20 protein-coding genes and 1 pseudogene are annotated in these 20,273 nt (G+C 44.9%); 17 read left to right on the forward strand and 4 right to left on the reverse strand.

Translation table 11 applies throughout. From position 1 onward, the window contains the following. The first annotated feature begins 16 nt into the window (after positions 1-16). Complete coding sequence (locus ASG81_RS17330; RefSeq protein ID WP_056636725.1) at positions 17-931, forward strand: carbohydrate ABC transporter permease; 915 nt, start codon at positions 17-19, stop codon at positions 929-931. Between the two features lie 344 nt (positions 932-1,275). On the opposite strand, the gene ASG81_RS17335 is transcribed toward ASG81_RS17330, so the two are convergent. Then, positions 1,276-1,824, reverse strand: a complete 549-nt coding sequence (locus tag ASG81_RS17335; RefSeq protein ID WP_056636726.1) for a TetR/AcrR family transcriptional regulator — start codon at positions 1,822-1,824, stop codon at positions 1,276-1,278. A 193-nt stretch (positions 1,825-2,017) separates the two neighbouring features. On the opposite strand from ASG81_RS17335, the gene ASG81_RS17340 reads away from it, so the two are divergent. Continuing rightward, a complete protein-coding gene (locus ASG81_RS17340; protein WP_056636728.1) occupies positions 2,018-2,347 on the forward strand; it encodes a carboxymuconolactone decarboxylase family protein in 330 nt (109 codons plus the stop codon). A gap of 133 nt (positions 2,348-2,480) precedes the next feature. Beyond that, positions 2,481-2,888, forward strand: a complete 408-nt coding sequence (locus ASG81_RS17345) for a cupin domain-containing protein (RefSeq protein WP_056636730.1) — start codon at positions 2,481-2,483, stop codon at positions 2,886-2,888. A gap of 145 nt (positions 2,889-3,033) precedes the next feature. Here ASG81_RS17345 and ASG81_RS17350 read toward each other — a convergent pair whose 3' ends face one another. Further along, positions 3,034-3,873, reverse strand: a complete 840-nt coding sequence (locus ASG81_RS17350; protein ID WP_056636732.1) for a polysaccharide deacetylase family protein — start codon at positions 3,871-3,873, stop codon at positions 3,034-3,036. A gap of 120 nt (positions 3,874-3,993) precedes the next feature. Next, a pseudogene (locus tag ASG81_RS32850) lies at positions 3,994-4,062 on the reverse strand (TetR/AcrR family transcriptional regulator); the annotation flags it as partial. Between the two features lie 241 nt (positions 4,063-4,303). Here ASG81_RS32850 and ASG81_RS17355 point away from each other — a divergent pair. The 9 genes from ASG81_RS17355 (at position 4,304) to ASG81_RS17390 (ending at position 12,456) form a co-directional block, all read left to right on the forward strand. After that, a complete protein-coding gene (locus ASG81_RS17355; protein WP_056636758.1) occupies positions 4,304-4,885 on the forward strand; it encodes an NAD(P)H-binding protein in 582 nt (193 codons plus the stop codon). 267 nt (positions 4,886-5,152) lie between these two features. Next, positions 5,153-6,193 (forward strand): NAD(P)-dependent alcohol dehydrogenase, encoded by a 1,041-nt coding sequence (locus tag ASG81_RS17360; protein ID WP_056636734.1) that lies wholly within the window; start codon positions 5,153-5,155, stop codon positions 6,191-6,193. Then, on the forward strand, positions 6,153-6,578 hold the full coding sequence (locus ASG81_RS17365; protein WP_056636736.1) for a MerR family transcriptional regulator: 426 nt from the start codon (positions 6,153-6,155) through the stop codon (positions 6,576-6,578). Before ASG81_RS17360 ends, ASG81_RS17365 begins: the two co-directional genes overlap by 41 nt. Before the next feature lie 159 nt (positions 6,579-6,737). Then, on the forward strand, positions 6,738-7,907 hold the full coding sequence (locus tag ASG81_RS17370) for an MFS transporter (protein WP_056636738.1): 1,170 nt from the start codon (positions 6,738-6,740) through the stop codon (positions 7,905-7,907). A 76-nt stretch (positions 7,908-7,983) separates the two neighbouring features. Then, the gene (locus tag ASG81_RS17375; RefSeq protein WP_442952901.1) at positions 7,984-9,027 is read left to right on the forward strand and encodes an NAD(P)-dependent alcohol dehydrogenase; all 1,044 of its coding nucleotides are present in this window, start codon (positions 7,984-7,986) and stop codon (positions 9,025-9,027) included. A 187-nt stretch (positions 9,028-9,214) separates the two neighbouring features. Beyond that, the gene (locus tag ASG81_RS29985) at positions 9,215-9,343 is read left to right on the forward strand and encodes a hypothetical protein (protein ID WP_442952903.1); all 129 of its coding nucleotides are present in this window, start codon (positions 9,215-9,217) and stop codon (positions 9,341-9,343) included. Between the two features lie 30 nt (positions 9,344-9,373). After that, on the forward strand, positions 9,374-10,354 hold the full coding sequence (locus ASG81_RS17380) for an aldo/keto reductase (protein ID WP_056636740.1): 981 nt from the start codon (positions 9,374-9,376) through the stop codon (positions 10,352-10,354). Between the two features lie 275 nt (positions 10,355-10,629). After that, positions 10,630-11,052 (forward strand): DoxX family protein, encoded by a 423-nt coding sequence (locus tag ASG81_RS17385; RefSeq protein WP_056636742.1) that lies wholly within the window; start codon positions 10,630-10,632, stop codon positions 11,050-11,052. 291 nt (positions 11,053-11,343) lie between these two features. Further along, on the forward strand, positions 11,344-12,456 hold the full coding sequence (locus ASG81_RS17390; RefSeq protein ID WP_056636744.1) for a sensor histidine kinase: 1,113 nt from the start codon (positions 11,344-11,346) through the stop codon (positions 12,454-12,456). Between the two features lie 184 nt (positions 12,457-12,640). Here ASG81_RS17390 and ASG81_RS17395 read toward each other — a convergent pair whose 3' ends face one another. Then, positions 12,641-13,513, reverse strand: a complete 873-nt coding sequence (locus ASG81_RS17395; protein ID WP_056636746.1) for an AraC family transcriptional regulator — start codon at positions 13,511-13,513, stop codon at positions 12,641-12,643. 179 nt (positions 13,514-13,692) lie between these two features. Between ASG81_RS17395 and ASG81_RS17400 the strand changes: the two genes are divergently transcribed. The 5 genes from ASG81_RS17400 to ASG81_RS17420 all read left to right on the forward strand — a co-directional run bounded on the left by ASG81_RS17400 (position 13,693) and on the right by ASG81_RS17420 (position 19,912). Next, positions 13,693-15,054: an ABC transporter substrate-binding protein gene (locus tag ASG81_RS17400; RefSeq protein ID WP_056636748.1), complete on the forward strand. Its 1,362-nt coding sequence runs from the start codon at positions 13,693-13,695 to the stop codon at positions 15,052-15,054. 77 nt (positions 15,055-15,131) lie between these two features. Beyond that, on the forward strand, positions 15,132-16,007 hold the full coding sequence (locus tag ASG81_RS17405) for a carbohydrate ABC transporter permease (protein ID WP_056636750.1): 876 nt from the start codon (positions 15,132-15,134) through the stop codon (positions 16,005-16,007). Between the two features lie 12 nt (positions 16,008-16,019). Beyond that, positions 16,020-16,898 (forward strand): carbohydrate ABC transporter permease, encoded by an 879-nt coding sequence (locus tag ASG81_RS17410; RefSeq protein WP_235548917.1) that lies wholly within the window; start codon positions 16,020-16,022, stop codon positions 16,896-16,898. Positions 16,899-16,962: 64 nt separating this feature from the next. Then, entirely contained in the window at positions 16,963-18,345 is a 1,383-nt protein-coding gene (locus tag ASG81_RS17415) for a glycoside hydrolase family 172 protein (RefSeq protein WP_235548918.1), read from the forward strand. Between the two features lie 61 nt (positions 18,346-18,406). After that, positions 18,407-19,912 (forward strand): glycoside hydrolase family 32 protein, encoded by a 1,506-nt coding sequence (locus ASG81_RS17420; protein ID WP_235548919.1) that lies wholly within the window; start codon positions 18,407-18,409, stop codon positions 19,910-19,912. The last annotated feature ends 361 nt before the right edge of the window (positions 19,913-20,273 follow it).

Genomic DNA, 20,273 nt, shown 5'->3' on the forward strand with positions numbered 1-20,273 from the left:
GGAGTGAGGTGCAACCATGAGAGGAACATCCATACAGAGGAACGGGCGCCGTATTAGGGAATCGTACGGCGATCGGCTTTTTTTATCAGGAGTTTATATCGTATTGACAATTATATTGATGGCAGTACTGTACCCTCTAATATACATTGTAAGCTCTTCTTTCAGCGATCCACTGGCTGTTTCGTCCGGACGGGTATGGCTTTGGCCCGTAGATTTCACATTGCTCGGGTACAAAGCGGTGCTGTCCAATCCGCAAATCCTAATTGGCTATGGTAACTCGCTATTCTATGCTTTGTTCGGAACGCTTATCAGCGTAACGCTTACGGTCGTATTCGCGTACCCACTTTCGCGAAAATCATTTTTCGGCCGTAATTTCCTGATGTTTTTCATTACGTTTACGATGCTGTTCTCCGGCGGACTTATTCCAACATACCTGATTGTGAAAGCGTTCGGAATGCTTGATACGCGATGGGCATTGCTGATCCCGGGTGCCATTGGGGTCTGGCAGGTTATTGTGGCCAGAACTTTCTTTCAGGCGTCTATCCCGGACGAGCTTGCCGAAGCGAGCGAGATAGACGGGTGCAGCGACTTGCGGTTTATGTGGAGCGTGGTCGTTCCGTTGTCCAAACCGATTATTGCGGTGCTTTGCCTGATGTATGCCGTCGGCCAATGGAACGCATACTTCGATGCGCTGATCTATTTAAAATCACAGAACCTTTATCCGCTGCAGCTGGTGCTTCGCAGCATTCTGATTCTCAACAACTCCATCTCCAGCAATATTGACGTTGCGGATCTGCTCAGGAGACAGGCTCTTGCCGATTTGATGAAGTATTCGCTTATCGTGGTCGCAAGCCTGCCTGTATTAATCATCTATCCTTTTATACAACGCCACTTTACACAGGGAATGCTGATCGGCTCTGTCAAAGGATAGGAAGCTTAGCTTGAAGAATGTCCTGGAAGGGGTGATCGTTATGTAAATGTGGGGTGAAGTGAGCGTGCGGCTTTGTGAATGTATAGGGGTAAACATTAGTTCGAAGCGAGGATTTTCGTTCCTCGTTAAATATTATCCATGGGCGCTTCGTTCGCAAAAGTTGAAATCGTACGAAAGAGTGAGAAAAACGGAGATTAATTTATTGAGGGAGTTCAATAACTCGAGTCTAATACTTTATTTTCCCTGGACAATGGTCCCGATGACTTCAAAATCAATCGGGGCCATTTTTACATTTAAAGGGCGGATGAAAAATGGATACCATTGGTGCAAGGATAAAGTTAGTTCTAGTTACAATTCCTCTCTAACAATGTCCCCAATTGTTCTGCTAAATCCTGATGCGGAATAGGCTTTTCATTCGTGAACCACCATTCCACTACCCCTACATAAGCCGATGCAACAAACCTAACGATAACATCTTTATTTAAACCCCGGTTTTTTCCTTTGGTTATATCTACCTCATCCCTAAACTCTTCGTGAAGAAATTCAAGGAACCGGTTTCGAAAGAACGGGGCTCCTTTACTCGCTAACATCATCGAAAAGAATGAATAATTACTTTCAAAGTATTCAGTCCAAATCAGTGATCCGCTTATAAAATCCATTTCAGCTGCCGCTTCGCACCTTTCTCGGAGTTCGTTGATATGGGATTCGATGAGCTTATCCAGTAAATCATATTTATCCATGTAATGAAGATAGATCGTTCCCCGGCTGACGTTTGCCCTGTCGGAAAGATCTTGTATGGTAATGTCGTCAAATTTTTTATCAGACATTAGTTCAATAACGGCTTTCTTTAAGGCATCTTGCGTTTTGAGTATTCTTCGATCGACTTTAGTCATCGGAGGTCACCAGACTTTCTAATGATAATAAACAAATATCAAGCAGCTGTTCACTACTAAACAAAATGCGTTCATCTAACAATTGCATGATATCTGTACCTGTTTATAATTATAGACATGAGTTCAATAATATATCAACAACTGTTAATGGATTGATCTTAACTATTTTGAAGAAAGGGGGAGAATACTCCAAATGTCTAATGAAAGAGAACTTACAGCTGCACAGAGAATGATAGGAGATTTTTCACCGAAAATCGTAGAATTGACCGACCAGATTTTATTCGGAGATGTTTGGGAACGTAAGGAGCTTTCCCCGCGTGACCGAAGTTTCATTACGGTATCCAGTTTAATCACCAGCGGAAATACTGAACAATTGGGATTTCATCTGAGCAGGGCAAAAGAAAACGGAATTTCGGAAGAAGAGCTTAAAGAAGTCATTACCCATCTTGCTTTTTACGCGGGATGGCCGAAAGCGATGTCTGCCATTATGGTTGCGAAAGATCAGTTTTCAAAAGGTAAATAATACGGTATTGATGTCCTTCATAAGGGTAAAAATAAGCGGACGTGAAGTCCTTGCATGAATGGATAAAGTTTTGGGGGCTGATTTTTTGAAGCGTCATCGCAATATGAATGAATGAGAAGAGGAGAATGAAAACATGAATCATTTATCTGAAGGTGTAATCTTCCCGAAAGGTCAAAAAATAACGAATAATTATTTCATCGGGGCAGCCTGGCTTGAAATGATTGTTCCTTTTGACACGACTTTTAATTGCCCGATAGGCAATGTCACGTTTGAGCCAGGTGCCAGAAATAATTGGCATAAGCATCCGGGTGGCCAGATTCTGCTGGTTACTGGCGGCACAGGATATTATCAGGAAGAAGGCAAACCGGTACAGGAGCTTCGTGAAGGAGATGTTGTCAAGATCGCTCCGGATGTGAAACATTGGCATGGAGCTACCCCTGATCGTTGGTTTGCTCATATTGCGATAAGCACAAATGTCCAAATGGGAGACACCGAATGGTTGGAACCCGTAAAGGATGAGGAATATAACAATTTAAAATAAAGCTGAATAAACACGAAGAAACGGCAGCGCAATTTTGGCTGCCGTTTACTTTTTATACAATTGAATAGAATGAACAAGGGCTGTTTCCGATCTTTAGATGTTCGGGAAACAGCCCTTGTTCTTATGTTACTATTCAAAAACTTGACTATGACCTTTGTTTATCGCGAATTTCCCGCAAAGTGATCAAGCGTATATCTTCGTTCCGCAATAGACGGGTAATCTCTGGATCCTGGAACACATTATAATCATACCGGCGAATCTGCCACGTGTCCGTGATCGCTTTTGTTTCACTGGTGTCCAGCGACGGATGGATAACCAGCTCCGTCAAGCCGGGCTTCAATTCCTTAATGGTGCGAATTGCTGCTTCTTTCGTATAAGCATAAGAAGCTGCTATTTCGCTGGCCGGTGGAAAAAAGGGGAGCATATCAAAGTGATCGAGAATAGCAACTCCCTTCTTCTCTGCTAGCTGCACGAGCTCTTCATGCCGCGGATGCGAGAAGAACGAGCTATGCTTGGCATATCGCAGCGGGAGTCTATATTTCTCACAAAGATCGAGCATAATTTCGGCTACATGATGCATTGAACCCATATGGTTGTCAATGTTGGTTAGGTCTATTCCCATTCGCAGAGCAAGTTCGATTTGTGCAATCGCTTCTTCACGGAGTTCCTCCGGATCGGCATTTGCCATAACTGACCTGGTATCCGCTGGGAAATAGCCAGTCTCATCGACTAAAGTTGACAATCGCTTGTTAACCGGTCCCCATTTGTAATGGTCCCATTCACTCGTCATTGTAAGATGTATGCCTACATCCGCATTCGGGATTTGTTTAATGAAAGCGATAGCTTCCAGCATCCAGGGACATGTCACCATAAGACTTGCTGAAGTAATGAAGCCTTCTGCCAGCAGCGTATCAATAGCTTGATTCGTCGAATGACATAGGCCGTAATCATCAGCATTAATGATCAAAAAACGCTCGTCGGACACATCGAATCCTCCTTGTCTGCGCTAAAACCATTGGTGAAAGCGCTTATATTTCAATATATAGCGGATTACTTAAACGCACATTGGACTGCATTAACTATTTAGGTTGGATATTGTTAACGGCATCAGTTCAATCACGGCTTTCTTTAATGCTTCTTGCATCTTGAGTATACGTCGATCCACTTTAGACATCTTGTCCACCAGACTTTCTGAGAGATAATATACAGTACTTAATCATTTGTTCAATAATTTACAAAAAGCGTTCATTTAACAATTGCGATCGTGCTATATCTGTTTATAATTATAGACAGTAGTTCACTAATTAATCAATGTTTATTACTAACTATATGTTAACTTTGATAATGAAGCAGCATGTCGAATGAAATCAAAGAGAGGAGGAATGGAAATGACGAAACGAAAGGGAGTTATAAACATGAGTGATGTATTGATCCTCGGCGCAAATGGGGGAATCGCCCGTCATGAAATTGATTTATTTCTTAACGAGACCGATGCTCAGTTGACGCTTTATCTGCGTAATTCGCTCAGACTAAAAAACATGGAGTCCAATCGTGTTCGAGTAATTGAAGGCGATGTAATGGATATAGAACAACTGAAAGAAGCCATGACGGGACAAGATGTTGTCTATGCCAACCTGGCCGGTGATTTAGAAAAGATGGCTAAAAACATTGTGCAAGCCATGGACGCGACTGGCGTGAAACGTCTTATCAGTTCTATGGGTATTTATGATGAAGTCCCTGGCGAGAAATATGGCAGTATTCTCAATCCATATCGAAAGTCGGCTCAAGTCATCGAAGCATCTGACCTCGACTATACGATTATAAGACCTGCATGGTTTACGAATACAAATGAAATTGACTATGAGACAACTCAGAAAGGCGAACCATTTAAAGGTTCGGTCGTGTCGCGTAAGAGTGTTGCGCACTTGATTGTGAAATCGGCAACCGATCCAGATTTGGAGGCTCGCCGCAGCTTAGGAGTGAACAAACCCGAATAAGGAGGGGGAATAACCCCGAGCCTGTTGTCCAGAGGGTGAACATGCCGAGAGATAATTAATATTTGAAGCGTTTTGTTCAGTAATGAACAAAACGTGTTTATTTAGCAATTCCAATCATAATGAATCCATATAAAATAATAGTCAATCGTTCATTAAAGTGGACGCGTTCATCATTTATATGCGTTTGGATACGGTGAAATCTAATCCTACGTGTTTCAATTTATCCAGCGGCATCAATTTACTAGATCGAAGGAGTAGAGGAAATATATGTGCAAAACTCATGTTCTAAGTGTTTCAGGCGCCAAAGCGCCATTTGAAAAGACCACTATCGAGCGGAGAGAATTACGTCCGGACGACATCTTTATCGATATTAAATACTGCGGTATTTGCCACTCCGATATTCACAATGCTTACGACGAATGGGGAGGCGGAATGTTTCCGATGGTTCCCGGGCACGAAATGGCCGGAGTCGTAAGAGCAGTTGGACCAGAAGTGACAAAATTTTACGTTGGTGACCGCGTTGGCGTTGGTTGCTTTGTTGACTCCTGCGAAAAATGCGAATATTGCCTTAGGGGCGAGGAGCAATTTTGTACAAAGGGCGTTGTCTTGTCCTATAATTCATTGGATTATGACGGTAATCTAACATACGGTGGATACAGCCAGAACATCGTGGTGAAGGAAGAGTTTGTTGTCCGTATACCGGATGCTTTGGATTTGGATGTGGCGAGCCCGCTATTGTGTGCTGGGATCACCACGTACGCTCCTTTGAGAAAATGGAATACCGGCCCAGGCCGGAAGGTTGCCATTGTAGGGATGGGAGGGCTTGGTCACCTGGCGGTCCAATATGCCCATGCCATGGGTGCGGAAGTAACTGTTCTGAGTCAGTCTTTGAATAAGAAAAGCGAAGCTCTTGAATTGGGCGCAGATCATTATTTTGCAACGAGCGATCCTGCTGTATTTACCGAACTGGCAGGTCGGTTTGACCTCATCTTAAATACAGTGTCTGCCAATCTTGACGTGGATGCGTATTTATCCATGCTTCGCGTAGACGGGACGCTTGTCAATGTCGGAGCACCAACCCAGTCCGATAAGTATAATGTGTTTTCCTTAATCATGCAGCGCCGCAGCATTGCCGGTTCACTCGTTGGCGGGATTCGGGAGACGCAAGAGATGCTCGATTTCTCCGCTCAACATGGCATTGCCCCTAAAATTGAGGTTATCCGCGCTGACCAAGTCGACGAAGCGTATGAGCGTGTTCTCCGCAGCGATGTTCGTTACCGATTTGTCATTGACATTTCTACCTTGTAGCTTGCAGTCAGAAGTAAGCGGGATATTTGGTCTTTCACATGATACACTCCGCTATTATGAACGCATCGGATTGCTTCCCCGAGTGAACCGCAATAAAAGCGGAATCAGGGATTATACGGAAGAAGACTGCAGGTGGGTCGAATTTATCAAATGCATGCGAAGTGTAGGTCTTCAAGTTGAAGTATTGATTGAGTATGTTGCGCTGTTTCAACTGGGTGATGAAACGCTTGAGGCAAGAAAAGAGCTCTTGATTGAACAGCGTAAGCAGCTCGCAGCAAAAATGGAAGAGATGGAGAAAACGCTGGAACGCCTGGATTCTAAAATAACAAGATATGAACAGGCAGTGGTCGTAAAAGAAAGATTACTAAAAAGAACGGACAATTAGTTTACCGGGTTGGGAACCATTCCTCAACCCGGTTTTATTCAAAATATAGGAAAGTATAAGTTTTTATCTCATACTTCGCCTATATTTCACCGCGAAACGAGCTTTTGCCGCCAGAGGACGGCGACAGCCGTTTAGTCTTGCTCAAGGAGGAATGAAACGTTGGAACGCCTATGGACGAAGTCGTTTATTCTCATGACCGTTGGGATGTTTTTCTTATTCACCGCATTTTATATGCTGCTTCCAACACTGCCGCTGTTCATCAAACAGATGGGCGGCAACGAAGCGCAGGTCGGTCTGGCGGCGGGCGCGTTTATGCTGACTGCCGTTATTTTTCGCCCGTTCGTCGGCGGGCTGCTGGACAGGTTCGGCAGGCGTCCGTTTATCGTCTGGGGGCTGCTTCTCTTCACCTTGGCGATGTATATGTATGACTGGATTGGCGGAATCGTCGTTTTGATGGGGCTCAGAATATTGCACGGGACGAGCTGGGCCTTTTCCACAACCGCCATTATTACGGCGATTACGGATATGATCCCGTCCGCCCGCCGAGGAGAAGGCATGGGGATGTTTAGCATGGCCATGACCGTTGCTATGGCAATCGGTCCGATGTTCGGCATTTGGGTTACAGAGAACCTATCGTACCACGCTCTGTTTCTATTCGCCGCCCTCCTCTCTGCCGCAGCACTGCTCTTGACGTTTGGCGCAAAAATGCCTTTCCGGCCGCAACCCGGCGCACGGAAAATCGAATTGTTCGAAAAATCGGTCTTGCCCATCATGGCATCGGTCTTTTTTCTGTATATCGCTTATGGTGGCATTACCACCTTTGTCCCGCTGTTGGCTAACTCGATCAAGGTCAATTCCGGCGCGTTCTTTCTGGCCTATGCCGCAACGCTTGCCCTGATCCGTCCCATTGCGGGAAAACTTTCGGACCGGCACGGCGAGACGTTTGTCATTGTACCGGCCCTTGTGATTACGATTTCGGCTTTGATTGTCTTGAGCTACTCGACCGGATTGTTCGGCGTGCTCGTTTCGGCGGTTCTGTACGGGATCGGTTTTGGTTCGGTGCAGCCGGCTCTTCAAGCGGCAACGATACGCCTTGCCCGCCCGGACCGTAAAGGGGTTGCCAATGCTTCTTTATTGACGGCTACCGACCTCGGCATCGGGCTTGGTGCGATCATGCTAGGCTGGGTCTCCCAGTATATGAGCTATCAAGTGTTGTTCACGGTCAGCGCCGTGTCGGTTGCGTTATCGTTATTGATGTTCACTTTTTTTGTGAAGCGTTTGTTGCAGGATAATCGGCCAAGCCCTCTGAACACCCGTTCTCATTCCTGAAAATGTTTGGTATTGACTTGGAGTTAACTCCAGACTGTACACTCTTTCTATATTCATAAAGAGAGGAGGAGAAGCTTTGATCCGAACGCATGCCCTTAGCTTGGCAAGTGCCGGTTCTCCGTTTGAGCATACCACGATTGAACGTCGAGAGCTTCGAGGACATGATGTGCTCATTGCTATTAAATTCTCGGGAATATGCCACTCAGATATTCATCAGGGTGAAGGCGACTGGGGGCAAGGGATTTTTCCGATGGTGCCCGGGCACGAAATCGTCGGTATCGTGACTGCCGTAGGCTCACACGTGTCAACCTACTCGATCGGAGATCGCGTGGGAGTAGGATGCTTAGTGGACTCCTGCCGAAAGTGCCAATATTGCTTGTCCGGCGAAGAGCAGTATTGCAAGAGGGGGGCTGTGTATACTTATAATGCACTAGACTATGAAGGGAACCCCACTTACGGCGGTTACAGCGAGCAAATCGTCGTGGACGAGGAATACGTGGTTCGTATTCCCGATACGCTTGAACTTGATGCCGCTGCCCCGTTATTGTGTGCGGGTATCACAACGTACTCCCCGCTCAAGCATTGGAACGCTGGTCCCGGCATGAAGGTTGCCATTGTTGGGATGGGCGGTCTCGGACATCTCGGGGTCCAAATCGCTCACGCGATGGGTGCGGACGTCACGGTGTTAAGCCAGAGCGAGAACAAGCGTGAAGAAGCTTTCCGCTTTGGTGTCGATCACTATTATGCAACTTGTAATCAGTCTACTTTCACCGAGCTTGCCGGCACGTTCGATTTCATTTTGAACACCGTTTCAGCGAAGCTCGACATAGATGCTTATTTATCGTTATTAGGTGTTGGCGGATCACTTGTTAACGTCGGTTTGCCTGCGGAGCCGGTATCCTATAATACGTTCTCGATCCTCCCAAGAAAAAGCATTTCCGGCTCAAGCATAGGCGGTATTCGAGAGACGCAGGAGATGCTGGATTTCTGCGCTGAACATGGCATCGTTCCCCAGATTGAAAGGATTCGCGCCGATGAGGTTTACCGGGCTTGGGATCGGGTCAAACGAGGGGACGTTCGTTATCGATTCGTTATTGATATGACAACGTTGAAGCAATAAAGAAACTTCACGAAGGATGTCTTCGCATCATCAAAAACAGAGGAGCGTATCGACTAATGAACTATGTAAAGCTAGGCCGCACCGGCTTGGAAGTTTCACGAATCTGTCTTGGCTGTATGAGCTATGGGGTGCCTGAACGCGGACTCGCTCCATGGTCATTGAATAGGAGCCGGTAACGGCGCCGATCGTGGGAGCAACAAAGGCTCATCATCTGGAGGATGCAGTTGCTGCGTTGTCGGTGAAGCTGGATTCAACCGAAATTGCGAGCCTGGAGGAGCCTTATGTACCGCATCCCGTTATGGGCGGTTTGAGCTAAATTCTCTGAAACAAAGGAGTGTATAGACGAATGGAATATGTAAAGCTTGGAAATACCGGCTTGGATGTATCACGGCTTTGTATTGGTTGTATGAGCTTTGGTGTAGCGGAGCGGTGGAGTCATCCATGGGTACTTGATGAGGAACGCAGCCGTCCAATTATTAAAAAAGCGCTAGAGTTCGGAATCAATTTTTTCGATACGGCAAATGTGTATTCAGATGGAACGAGTGAGGAAATTGTTGGACGGGCTCTAAAAGAATATGCAAATCGGGATGAAATTGTGATCGCGACGAAGGTTCATTTTCGCATGCATCAAGGTCCAAATGGCGCAGGGCTTTCCCGAAAGTCGATTATGACTGAAATTGACAACAGCCTTAGACGCCTGGGAACCGATTATGTGGATCTGTACCAAATCCACCGTTGGGATTACAATACACCAATCGAAGAAACAATGGAAGCGCTTCATGATGTTGTTAAGGCAGGTAAAGCAAGGTATATAGGCGCTTCTGCCATGTACGCCTGGCAGTTTCTGAAGGCGTTGCATACAGCTGAGAAAAATGGCTGGACCCGGTTTGTATCGATGCAGAATCATTACAACCTCTTATACCGTGAGGAAGAGAGGGAGATGCTGCCGCTTTGTAAGGAAGAAAAAATCGGTGTGATTCCGTACAGCCCCCTTGCAAAAGGAAGATTGACGCGTGATTGGCAGGAAACGACGCATCGTTCCGAAACCGATCAAGTCCAGAGAGCCCAATACGATGCGCATGCAAAGGCCGACCGCTTGGTCGTGGAGCGGGTTGCGGCAATCGCAGAACAACGAGGCGTTCCCCGCGCCCAAGTCGCCCTTGCGTGGCTGCTTCACAAAGCGCCTGTTACTTCTCCGATCATTGGGGTTACGAAAATGTCTCATCTTGAAGATGCGGCAGCTGCGCTCTCGATCAAGTTAGCACCTGAAGAAATAGCGATGCTGGAGGAGCCGTATGTTCCTCATCCCGTGATTGGATTTCAGTAATTGCGGTTCCTTGACTATGAGATCATTAAGATAGGCGAATCATAAAATGAGAGAGGCCCATGCGATTGCGCATGGGTCTGCTCGTTGGTTCTGCTTGAGGCAGCGCTATATACGCTTCGCATCGTAACGTTGAGCAAAGACGGAAACTAATAAAATTATTACCAATAGTAAATCAATTACTTGACACCATATAATAATCAATATATATTAACTTACAATAAGTAATTATTATTAGTAAAGGATTTTAATTCATCTTAAAAGGAGTGTTCGATATTATGAATAAACAAACGCAAATTGGATTACTGTTGCTTAGATTGGCTCTCGGGTTAACGTTCTTCATTCACGGGTTCGTGAAATTTCAAGGCGGCATCGCCAATACTGCCGGATGGTTTCAAAGCTTAGGATTACCGGGATTTGCGGCATATCTTGTTGCGATCATCGAATTGGCAGGCGGTCTAGCCATCATTCTTGGATTTGGCACACGTATCGTCTCCGTCTTGTTCTCGCTCATCATGCTGGGAGCGATTGTGAAGGTGAAATTTGCTCTTGGCTTCCTAGGGAATGGGCAGATGGCCGGTTACGAGCTCGACGTGGCGTTCCTGTTCATGTCCATTTGCTTGGCGCTAGCCGATAAAAACACGTTCTCCCTCGACAATGTATTAATCCGCCGTACATTGGATAAGACGAAAAGCGTCTGACATTTGTAGCTAATGAAGTCAATGGGCAATCTTCTTCATTATTCGAAAGCGTCAGCCTAGATAAAGCCAGTCCCGATGATATTCATATCATCGGGACTTTTTTTATTTTCTCAGGTAATAAATGAGTAAAATCGGAGCTTGCAAACAAATTTATGTGTACGAAAGAAGGAAAAATGTAGATCCATGTAGAAATCTTTGATAACTATAAGAGAATAATTTAATATTGCAATTATTTAGAAATCTTTCCCAAGCTTAGATTATACAGACTAAAAATGAAAAGGTGAGAGGATTATGGTTTTCGAGAAAGAGTTAACTTCTCTTAAATTACAAAAGGATACTGTAATTTCTACCTGGTTTACATACTTAGATAATTATTCATCCAATAAGTATATATTTTCCGAGTTAGAAGTACATGCCCATAACTATTTTGACTTTCTTATAGATTTTAATATTTCCGTTGAAAGCCATCCTGTATATGAAGCTATTCAAATGTATTGCGAGATCGTCTTTCTCAGAAAGAGACCGCTTCCTTATATGCTGGCTATTTTCAAATGCTGGGAAACTGCGTTTATTCATATTTTATTAAAGAGCGAAAATCCTAAAGAAGCATTAGCGTGCATGGAAATGATTTTAGCGAGGAATGGAGCGTTTGAACACAAGTTTTTTGAATTATACGGGCAAAATTCCATCATGTTAATGAATGAAAAAGATACAAAAATCGAGATGCTGCATAATGATAGGATGAATTTGATCGGGAAGATGGCTTCCAGCATCGCGCATGAAATACGAAATCCTTTGACTGCAATCCAAGGTTTTTTGAAGCTGATTCGCTCAAATCTATCCAAAGGAACTACGGATAAAACAGAAAAATATATGGATATTATCGAAAATGAATTTGAGCTTATTAATATGCAAATTACTGGATTGCTGAGCTTCTCCAAAAATCGCATAACCGAAGAAAGCTATATGGAGGTTTCCGTTTTACAGCTGATAGAAGCTATATTTTCTTTGTTGAATCCACGAATAATGAATGAAGATATCCATTTAACAATTAGTTGTGAAAATGATTTTTTCCTTAAAGTTCAGAAAATAGCGATACATCAAGTATTATTTAATATTATCAATAATGCTATAGATGCATTGAGTGTTAAACATGATGAGAAAGAAATAAGAATATTATGCAAGGAGGATAATGATAATTATTATATTCAAATTATAAATAACGGTCCTGAAATACAAAAAGAAATAAGAGATACGTTATTTTTACCGTTTATAACGAACAAAGAAGAGGGAACTGGCCTCGGCCTCGCCATCTGCAATGAAATTATGAATAAGAATAACGGAGAAATAAATTTCATTACAAATAGTGTGCAAACCAATTTTATTTTATCATTTAAGAAATAGTCTTTAGCAGATTAAATTAATCAATAAATGGATTGGTTTGAAAGCATAGTCAAATAAGACCATAAAACTGACCGCCAGGTTGAAATTTCCTGACGGTTTTTCTTATTGCCATTAAGGTGGATATCTCCGGTTTTCAAGTTAGATGATGGGCTTTTCTGCCCGAATGGATGGGAATAGGACCGGATTAATTTTTGCTGCTGCGGTAAAAGGATGGAGCGGTGCCCTCGACTGTTTTGAAGAAACGGCTGAAAGCATGGATACTTGGAAATCCCATCTTCTCTGCGATAATAGTAAGCGGATCTGTAGTGTACTGTATCATTTGACGGGCTGCATGAACGCGCATGAGTTGATGGTATTGGATCGGACTCATGCCAAAAGCCTTCTGAAAGAGACGGACTAAATAGTGCTTGCTGATGCCGGACATCTTGGAGATCTCATCCAGACTGATCTTCCTGTTTGTGTTGTGCATAAGGTATTGTTTCGTGTGCATCAGTGCGTGCATGTTTGTCTCAAGATGAGGGTTGCGGTTCCAGTGGTTTTCACGAAGCAGCTGGATCCATAACTGGATAAACAAGCCTTTGACCTTGAATTCGTAATATGGCATTTTTGTTTCATATTCATAAATAATGTCCATGATCATCTTTTCGATCAGGATCGGATTCTTAAGCCGAAGATGGCTGGATAACGGGATAGGCATTTCATCGATGATATCATTCCTGAACCAGGAATACTCGTCGTCGCTAACCTCTTCAAGAGGCCGAAAGGAAACCTTTACTTTATCGCTGTCTTCGGCATAAAAGAAATCGAAATGAATATGAGGCTGCCTCAATCTCTGTCCTTCTACTTTGACGATTTTGTGCTTTTGTTTCGGGCGAAATAGGAAGATATCTCCCCGTTCCCCCTCATAGACGTCGCCTTCAATGGTGACGATCACTTTGCCCTCCATTATATACAGAAGTTCATAATCGAATAACACACGATCCTGGATGATCCATGGGCGTTCGACGATATTATCCATGGCTACCCGGATATAAGGTGAAATTTGGTGTAAAATCATTAGAAATCCCACCTTAATTTTCGTTTTTGTAAGCGTAACATAAAAGCAAGAAATGATAAATATAAAATAAGTTTTGCTAAATACAAGCGTAAATTGAGGGTGTAATATTGGATTATACTTCAAGGAAGAGGGCAATAAATGTTATCTTGAAGATTATGAACGAGGGGGAAATATAAACTATGAAAAGAAAGCTGTCGATTATCCTTATCGCGTGTTTTATGGTTCTTAGTTTAGCGGCATGCGGCAAGAACGGAAATGCGGGAGAAACTGCTCCGGCCAATACAGCGGGCAACGCGGATGGTACCGATGCTGCAAATAAGACTAATGGCGATGGAAATGCACAGGAAACGGTAACCCTGTCGATTGCCATGCATGTAGCCAACGTGAAGGACCAAGAGCCTTACATGTATGGAATTATTCAAAAATTCCAAGAAATATATCCAAACATCAAGATAGATTTGCAAGGTGCGGATACCCAGGAACATATTAAGAAGATGAAGATGATGACGCAAACGGATACGCTTCCGGATATTTTCTGGATGCTGCCGGCTCCAGCCAAGGAAATGAACAAGGCGGGTCTTCTTCTCGATCTGAATGAATTTTTGAATGATAATCCTGAAATCGCTTCCAGTATCGACTCTAAAATGGTAAGCGCTTATCAGGATGGAGGCAAACAATTTGGGTTACCGTATCAAGCCTTGGTTACCGGCTTATGGTACAACAAAGCGCTGTTTGACCAATACGGAGTAAAAGTTCCGGAAACCTACGAGGAACTGATCGCTGCAGCAAAGGTGTTCAAGAAGAACAATGTCGTCACCATAGCAAAAGGCGCAAAAGACACATTCAGTACATGGGCATTCCTCGGGATGCTTACCCGCTATGGGTTCTTCGATAAGGTTGAAAAGATACAAGCAGGCACCGAGAAATTCGACAATCCGGATTTTCTGAAGCTGTTTAATAAGATTGATGAGCTTCGCGTAAATGGCGCGTTCCCGGAAAATGTAACCACGCTCTCCTACTTCCAGGCGGTCGAAATGTTCACGTCCGGGAAAGCGGCCATGCTGGATGCCGGCGTATGGGAAACCAAAAAGATTGAAAGCAGCCCAATCGCGAAGACCGCAGGCTTCTCCTGGGGACCGACATTCTCGGACGGCGTAGGCAATCAGAAAGTCGCAATGGCTGTAGCCGCAGCGCCGCTTGTCGCAAGCGCAAAGGTGAAAGACGATGCAGCGAAATATGATGCGGTAACCAAGTTCTTCGGGTTCTTCTACAGCCAGGAAGGCGCTGCCGTTATGGCTGAGAACGAAGCTCCGCCAGTCGTTAAATACACAGGCAGTGTGGACAAGGAGAAATATCCGGTCTATGCGGATGTCATTAGCAAGTTGAATGAACCGGGTTGGGACCGTCCAGCTGCACAACCTGACCTCGTTCTTTCCGAAGCTGTAGCCAATCAGTTGAATGACAGCATTTATGGCGTCATTAACGGATTCTACAAACCGGAAGAGGCACTGAAGCTGATTGACAGCAAACTTGCGAAGTAATCGATAGAGCCGGGTTCTGCCAGCACGTTGAATGCCGGCAGAATCCTTCTACACTCCACTGGATAGGAGAGAGCACAATGATTTGGCTTAGTAAACGAAGATATATCCTGGGAATGCTGCTTCCGACCTTACTTGTCTACCTGGTCTATATCATTCTTCCGGTGATTGTTTCCTTCTATTACAGTTTTACGACCTATACGGGAATCGGCAAGGCTGAATTAATAGGGATCAAAAATTATGTTACTCTCTGGCATGATACCCTGTTCTGGATCTCACTCAAAAATACACTAATTGTTTTGATTGTCTCTATCACGCTTCTTCTACCGGGAGCCTTCCTGCTTGCCTTGCTGTTGAATGTGAAGATAAAGAGCGGCAACGCAATCAAGGCGCTTAACTTTGCTCCAAGCATTATCGCGCCGATTCTGGTAGGTCTGATCTGGGTGTTTATTCTCGACCCGCAAATGGGGCTGATCAATGTGTTCGCTAAGAGCCTAGGTTTGAATCAGCTTGCCCTGCAATGGATTGGCGGAAAGACGTTAACGCCATATTCGGTAGGCATTGTATTTACTTGGCAAATGATTGGGTTTCTGGCGACTATTTTTTTAGCCGGCTTAAAAATGATTCCGCGTGATATCTATGAATCAAGCTCCATCGACGGGGCGGGCAAGCTGCAGCAATTGTTCAGCATCACGATTCCGATGTTGAATGAAACCATTAAAATCAATGTCGTGCTGATTATTACCGGCGTATTCAAAATTTTCGAAACGGTTTTGCTGCTAACGAATGGAGGACCTAACCACCTGTCGGAAGTCTTGGTCACATATATGTACAATGTTACCTTCACTTCAGGTGAATATGGCTACGGAATGTCAATTGCTACCGTGACCTTCCTGCTCACGATGGTATTCTCCCTTGTTTACATGGGACTCAGCAAAAAAAACATCGAGGAATAGGGGGGGAATGCGGTGATTGAAACCAAACTATATAGCAAGATGATGACAGGGCAAAAACAGGCGCTTTCCGAAAGAAATACCGGTACAACAGTAGTGGCCTACATCGTAACCCTGCTGGTTCTGCTTCCTTTATTGTGGATGGTGCTCTTATCCTTCAAAACGAACAGTGATATTTTGAACAATCCGTTCAGCATCGCGGGGACAATCAGCTTCGACAATTACGCGCGTGCGTTGGAGACTTTAAATCTGGGATTACTATACAAGAATACGTTTATTATCGCAGCGATCACGATCGTGATTGAAATCTTGATCACGTTCATGAGTTCTTATGCTTTGTCGAGGATGGTATTCAGGTCGGAGAGGTTAAAACGCTCCGTCACTGCCCTTTTATTAATGGGTCTTGCCATACCGGCATTTATTCTATTGTTTCCCGTATACCGGCTTACGATCTTCTTTGGTATTTATAATACCTATGCATCGCTGATTATTCCCTATATCGCAACGTCTATTTCGTTCAATACCCTTCTGTTTACAGGCTTTTTAAGGGGATTTCCGAAGGAAGTGGAGGAGGCAGCGATCATTGACGGGTGCGGTTTATTCACCTTGGGCAGAGCGGTGGTATTCCCGATTATCATGCCTGTTGTGGCTACCGTTTTCATTTTTAATGCCCTATATATCTGGAATGAATTCCCTTTCGCGGTAACATTGATTAGCAATGAAGCCATGACTACGATATCACTTGGCATTTCACAGTTCAAGGGAAGGTTCAATATTGACTACGGCGGCATTATCGCAGCCAGCATCCTTTTGATTATTCCACAGCTCATCTTCTTCGTTTTTTTCCAACGATTCATCATTGAAGGCATGACGGCAGGCGCAGTAAAAGGCTAGCAAACCGTTTCCCAATGGCAACAAATAAATTTTCATATAAACCCAACTAAAGGAGAGGTCATCTATGCAAAATCAATCGTTAAATCTGGAGAAATCATCTATGTACAATCAATCGTTAAACCTGCTCAGTAAACTCACTCAGATCAGGGAAGTCCGCTCTGCTCGGGTATCCAGCTGGGATCAAGACGGTCGTAATCAGGATTATTGGATGATTCCGGCCGGTGGATCAGTTGTTCTAGGCGACATGGAAGGACCAGGAAGCATCTCGCATATTTGGATGACGTCGTTCTGCCGCAGAACACATGGCCCAAGCGTCATTAATCCGGATGGCGGCGGCAATATCGCACCGGTAAATGAAATTCATAACGCGCTTGGCGTAACTTGGGAGACGGCTGATCCAGCTTGGTACCGCAAAGTGCTTATAAAGATGACTTGGGACGATCAATCCCATCCTAGCGTGCTTGTTCCTTATGGCGACTTCTTCTGTATCGGCCATTCCATGCCTGGCAATTTTGCTTCGCTCCCGTTCACGGTTTCCGTTAAACCGGAGGAACAGTACAAGTTCGGTGGGGTTGCATCGGTGAATTGTTACTTGCCGATGCCTTTCAACAAGAGAGCCAAAATCGAAATCATCAATGAAAACGATGTGCCGTTCGGTCTATATTTCCATATCGATTATGAGCTTTACAAGCAGCCTTTCGGCGATGATACGGCATATTTCCATGCGCAATGGCGCCGTGAGAACCCGTGCGACGGTTGGGGGCCCGATCTTCAGGTAAATACGCCGGAGGTGAACAGCGTAGCGAATCTTGACGGAGAAGGGAACTACGTCATTCTGGAAACGGAAGGGAAAGGCCACTATATCGGCTGCAATCTGTCCGTTACTCACTTCCAGGGAAGCTGGTGGGGAGAGGGCGACGATATGTTCTTCATCGACGGCGAGAAGCTGCCGAGCATTGTCGGGACAGGCGCGGAAGACTATTTCAACCATGCTTGGGGCATGCAAAAGAACGCCTTCCCTTTTCACGGTTCCATCGTACACGAAAGTGACGTTCCCGGTTATCAGGTCTCATACCGGTTCCATATTACCGATCCGGTTCATTTCTCGGAGAGCCTTAAAGTCACCATCGAGCATGGGCATGCCAATCATCTGTCTGACGACTGGTCTTCGACGGCTTATTGGTACCAGACGCTGCCTTCCAAACCGTTCGGTATTCTGCCGGTAGAAGAGCGGATCCAACTGATGCCGCAATTCCCAAGCCCGGGTCCGCTGAAGAAGGTAGAGTTGAATGACGAGATGAAAGAGTCGTACGAGCTTGCAAAGGAACGAATGGCTGCCTATTCGGAAGGTCGGACGAATCAGGTTCAGAAGAAAGTGGACAGAGTCTCCTGGCATTCCCAAGGAAATATTGAACAGAGCAAGAACGTCCGTGATTCGTTTAAATAAGAGATTCATATTGTTGCGGGGCCTCATGGTTCCGCAACAATAAACAGAAGGAGGAAAAATATTGGAAGTATCAATCAATGGAATGATCTCCCACAGGGAAGCATTATTGAAAGCGGAACATTCCATCGCCAAGATAAAAGACACTGTAAGTAAGGATTTAAGCCGGTTAAAATATCATTTTATGGCACCTGCCTATTGGATCAACGATCCAAATGGACTTATCTTCTATAAAGGCGAATATCATCTCTTCTATCAACATTATCCGTATGATTCTAAGTGGGGCGCCATGCATTGGGGGCATGCAAAGAGTAAGGATCTGGTGCACTGGGAACATTTGCCGATCGCTCTTGCACCGAGTGAACCCTACGACCTGGATGAGCGGGGAGGCTGCTTCTCCGGGAGCGCTGTGGATGACAACGGCGTCCTGACACTGCTTTATACGGGAACAGTCATCAAAGATGGAAAGGTCATTCAAACACAATGCCTGGCTACAAGCGAAGACGGGATCACTTTCGAGAAATATGAAGGCAACCCAGTTATTCCGGTCCCTCCGGAAGATGGCTCTGCGGATTTTCGTGATCCTAAAATATGGAAACATGATGAATTCTGGTACATGGTAGTCGGCTCCAGGAAAGACGACATCGGGAAGGCATTGCTGTACAAATCGACAGATCTTCGTGCCTGGGAATATGTCGGAGTACTTGCGGAAAGTGACGGGACAATGGGTTATATGTGGGAATGCCCTGATTTCTTTACGCTCGGAGACAGGCATGTCCTGATGTTCTCACCAATGGGAATGGGCACCCGCAAAACAATTTATCTGGTCGGAGATATGGATTATGAGACCGGCAAATTCACTTGGGATACGATGGGCGACATCGATCATGGCTTTGAGTATTATGCGCCGCAATCCTTCTTGGATGGTAAGGGACGGCGGGTGATCATTGCCTGGTTGAACGCCTGGGATTGGATGCCGTGGTTCAAGAACTTTGGTCCAACGGAGAAAAATCACTGGTGCGGCGCAATGTCGGCTCCGCGGACAGTGGAATTGGATACCGACGGCAGGTTAAGGTTTGCGCCAGTGGAAGAATTGCAGGTGCTTCGTCGGGAGCATTATCGTCTGGCGAATACGATTGTTTCTCCGGGAGCTGAGGTGCTTCCCAAGTATGCGGGCAGTGATTGCGTGGAAATGAAGGTGGAGTTTCAATTGGCCGGTTGCAGTGCGGAAGAGATAGGATTCGTATTAAGGGCCGCAAGCGATGGAATACAGCGGACTCTGCTCATATACAATATCCGCACAAACGAGCTGCGTTTCGACCGCAATCAATCCGATGGGTGGAGCGAAGGCGTTCAGTCGGTTATCTTGGAACGATCAGGCGAAGAGGCACTGAAGCTGCATATCTTCATCGATACCTGTGTGATCGAAGTATATACGGATAATAACCGTACAGTAATGACCAATAATATTTATCCGGTTCCGAGCAGTACAAATATGGAAGTTTTCTCAATTGGCGGCCAAGTAACCATGAATTCGATCGATATCTGGAAATTGTGTTCCGCTTGGTAAGAATAATCCAGTCTCCCGGTCTGCCGAATTTGGGCAGATCGGTTTTTACTACATATGTTTTATAATAAAATCCCTCCCGCATGATAATGGTGACCCGTAAGATGGACGCTTTGAAAAAAGTGTCTGTCTTGAGAGCCCTGCAAAACGAATACAGTTTCTGTAAAATACAGCCCAATGCCGCGTAGGCATTGGGTTTGTTGTATAATGGGGAAAAAAGGAAAAGCGAGTTGAACGGCTTTGTTGCATGTAGGTAGACAATTAATCGCATCATTTCATGCGGAGTTATATACACTTGTTCCGGAAAATCACCTCTTACGCAAGATTCATAGCATTGTGGACTTTGGTTTCATACATGAGCTGG

The organism is Paenibacillus sp. Soil522, assembly GCF_001428245.1.
GTDB lineage: Bacteria > Bacillota > Bacilli > Paenibacillales > Paenibacillaceae > Pristimantibacillus.

Coding starts and splice junctions, on each gene's coding strand:
- ASG81_RS17330 (WP_056636725.1), top strand. CDS start 17: ATGAGAGGAACATCCATACAGAGGAACGGGCGCCGTATTAGGGAATCG.
- ASG81_RS17335 (WP_056636726.1), bottom strand. CDS start 1,824: ATGACTAAAGTCGATCGAAGAATACTCAAAACGCAAGATGCCTTAAAG.
- ASG81_RS17340 (WP_056636728.1), top strand. CDS start 2,018: ATGTCTAATGAAAGAGAACTTACAGCTGCACAGAGAATGATAGGAGAT.
- ASG81_RS17345 (WP_056636730.1), top strand. CDS start 2,481: ATGAATCATTTATCTGAAGGTGTAATCTTCCCGAAAGGTCAAAAAATA.
- ASG81_RS17355 (WP_056636758.1), top strand. CDS start 4,304: ATGAGTGATGTATTGATCCTCGGCGCAAATGGGGGAATCGCCCGTCAT.
- ASG81_RS17360 (WP_056636734.1), top strand. CDS start 5,153: ATGTGCAAAACTCATGTTCTAAGTGTTTCAGGCGCCAAAGCGCCATTT.
- ASG81_RS17365 (WP_056636736.1), top strand. CDS start 6,153: ATGTTCGTTACCGATTTGTCATTGACATTTCTACCTTGTAGCTTGCAG.
- ASG81_RS17380 (WP_056636740.1), top strand. CDS start 9,374: ATGGAATATGTAAAGCTTGGAAATACCGGCTTGGATGTATCACGGCTT.
- ASG81_RS17385 (WP_056636742.1), top strand. CDS start 10,630: ATGAATAAACAAACGCAAATTGGATTACTGTTGCTTAGATTGGCTCTC.
- ASG81_RS17390 (WP_056636744.1), top strand. CDS start 11,344: ATGGTTTTCGAGAAAGAGTTAACTTCTCTTAAATTACAAAAGGATACT.
- ASG81_RS17395 (WP_056636746.1), bottom strand. CDS start 13,513: ATGATTTTACACCAAATTTCACCTTATATCCGGGTAGCCATGGATAAT.
- ASG81_RS17400 (WP_056636748.1), top strand. CDS start 13,693: ATGAAAAGAAAGCTGTCGATTATCCTTATCGCGTGTTTTATGGTTCTT.
- ASG81_RS17405 (WP_056636750.1), top strand. CDS start 15,132: ATGATTTGGCTTAGTAAACGAAGATATATCCTGGGAATGCTGCTTCCG.
- ASG81_RS17415 (WP_235548918.1), top strand. CDS start 16,963: ATGCAAAATCAATCGTTAAATCTGGAGAAATCATCTATGTACAATCAA.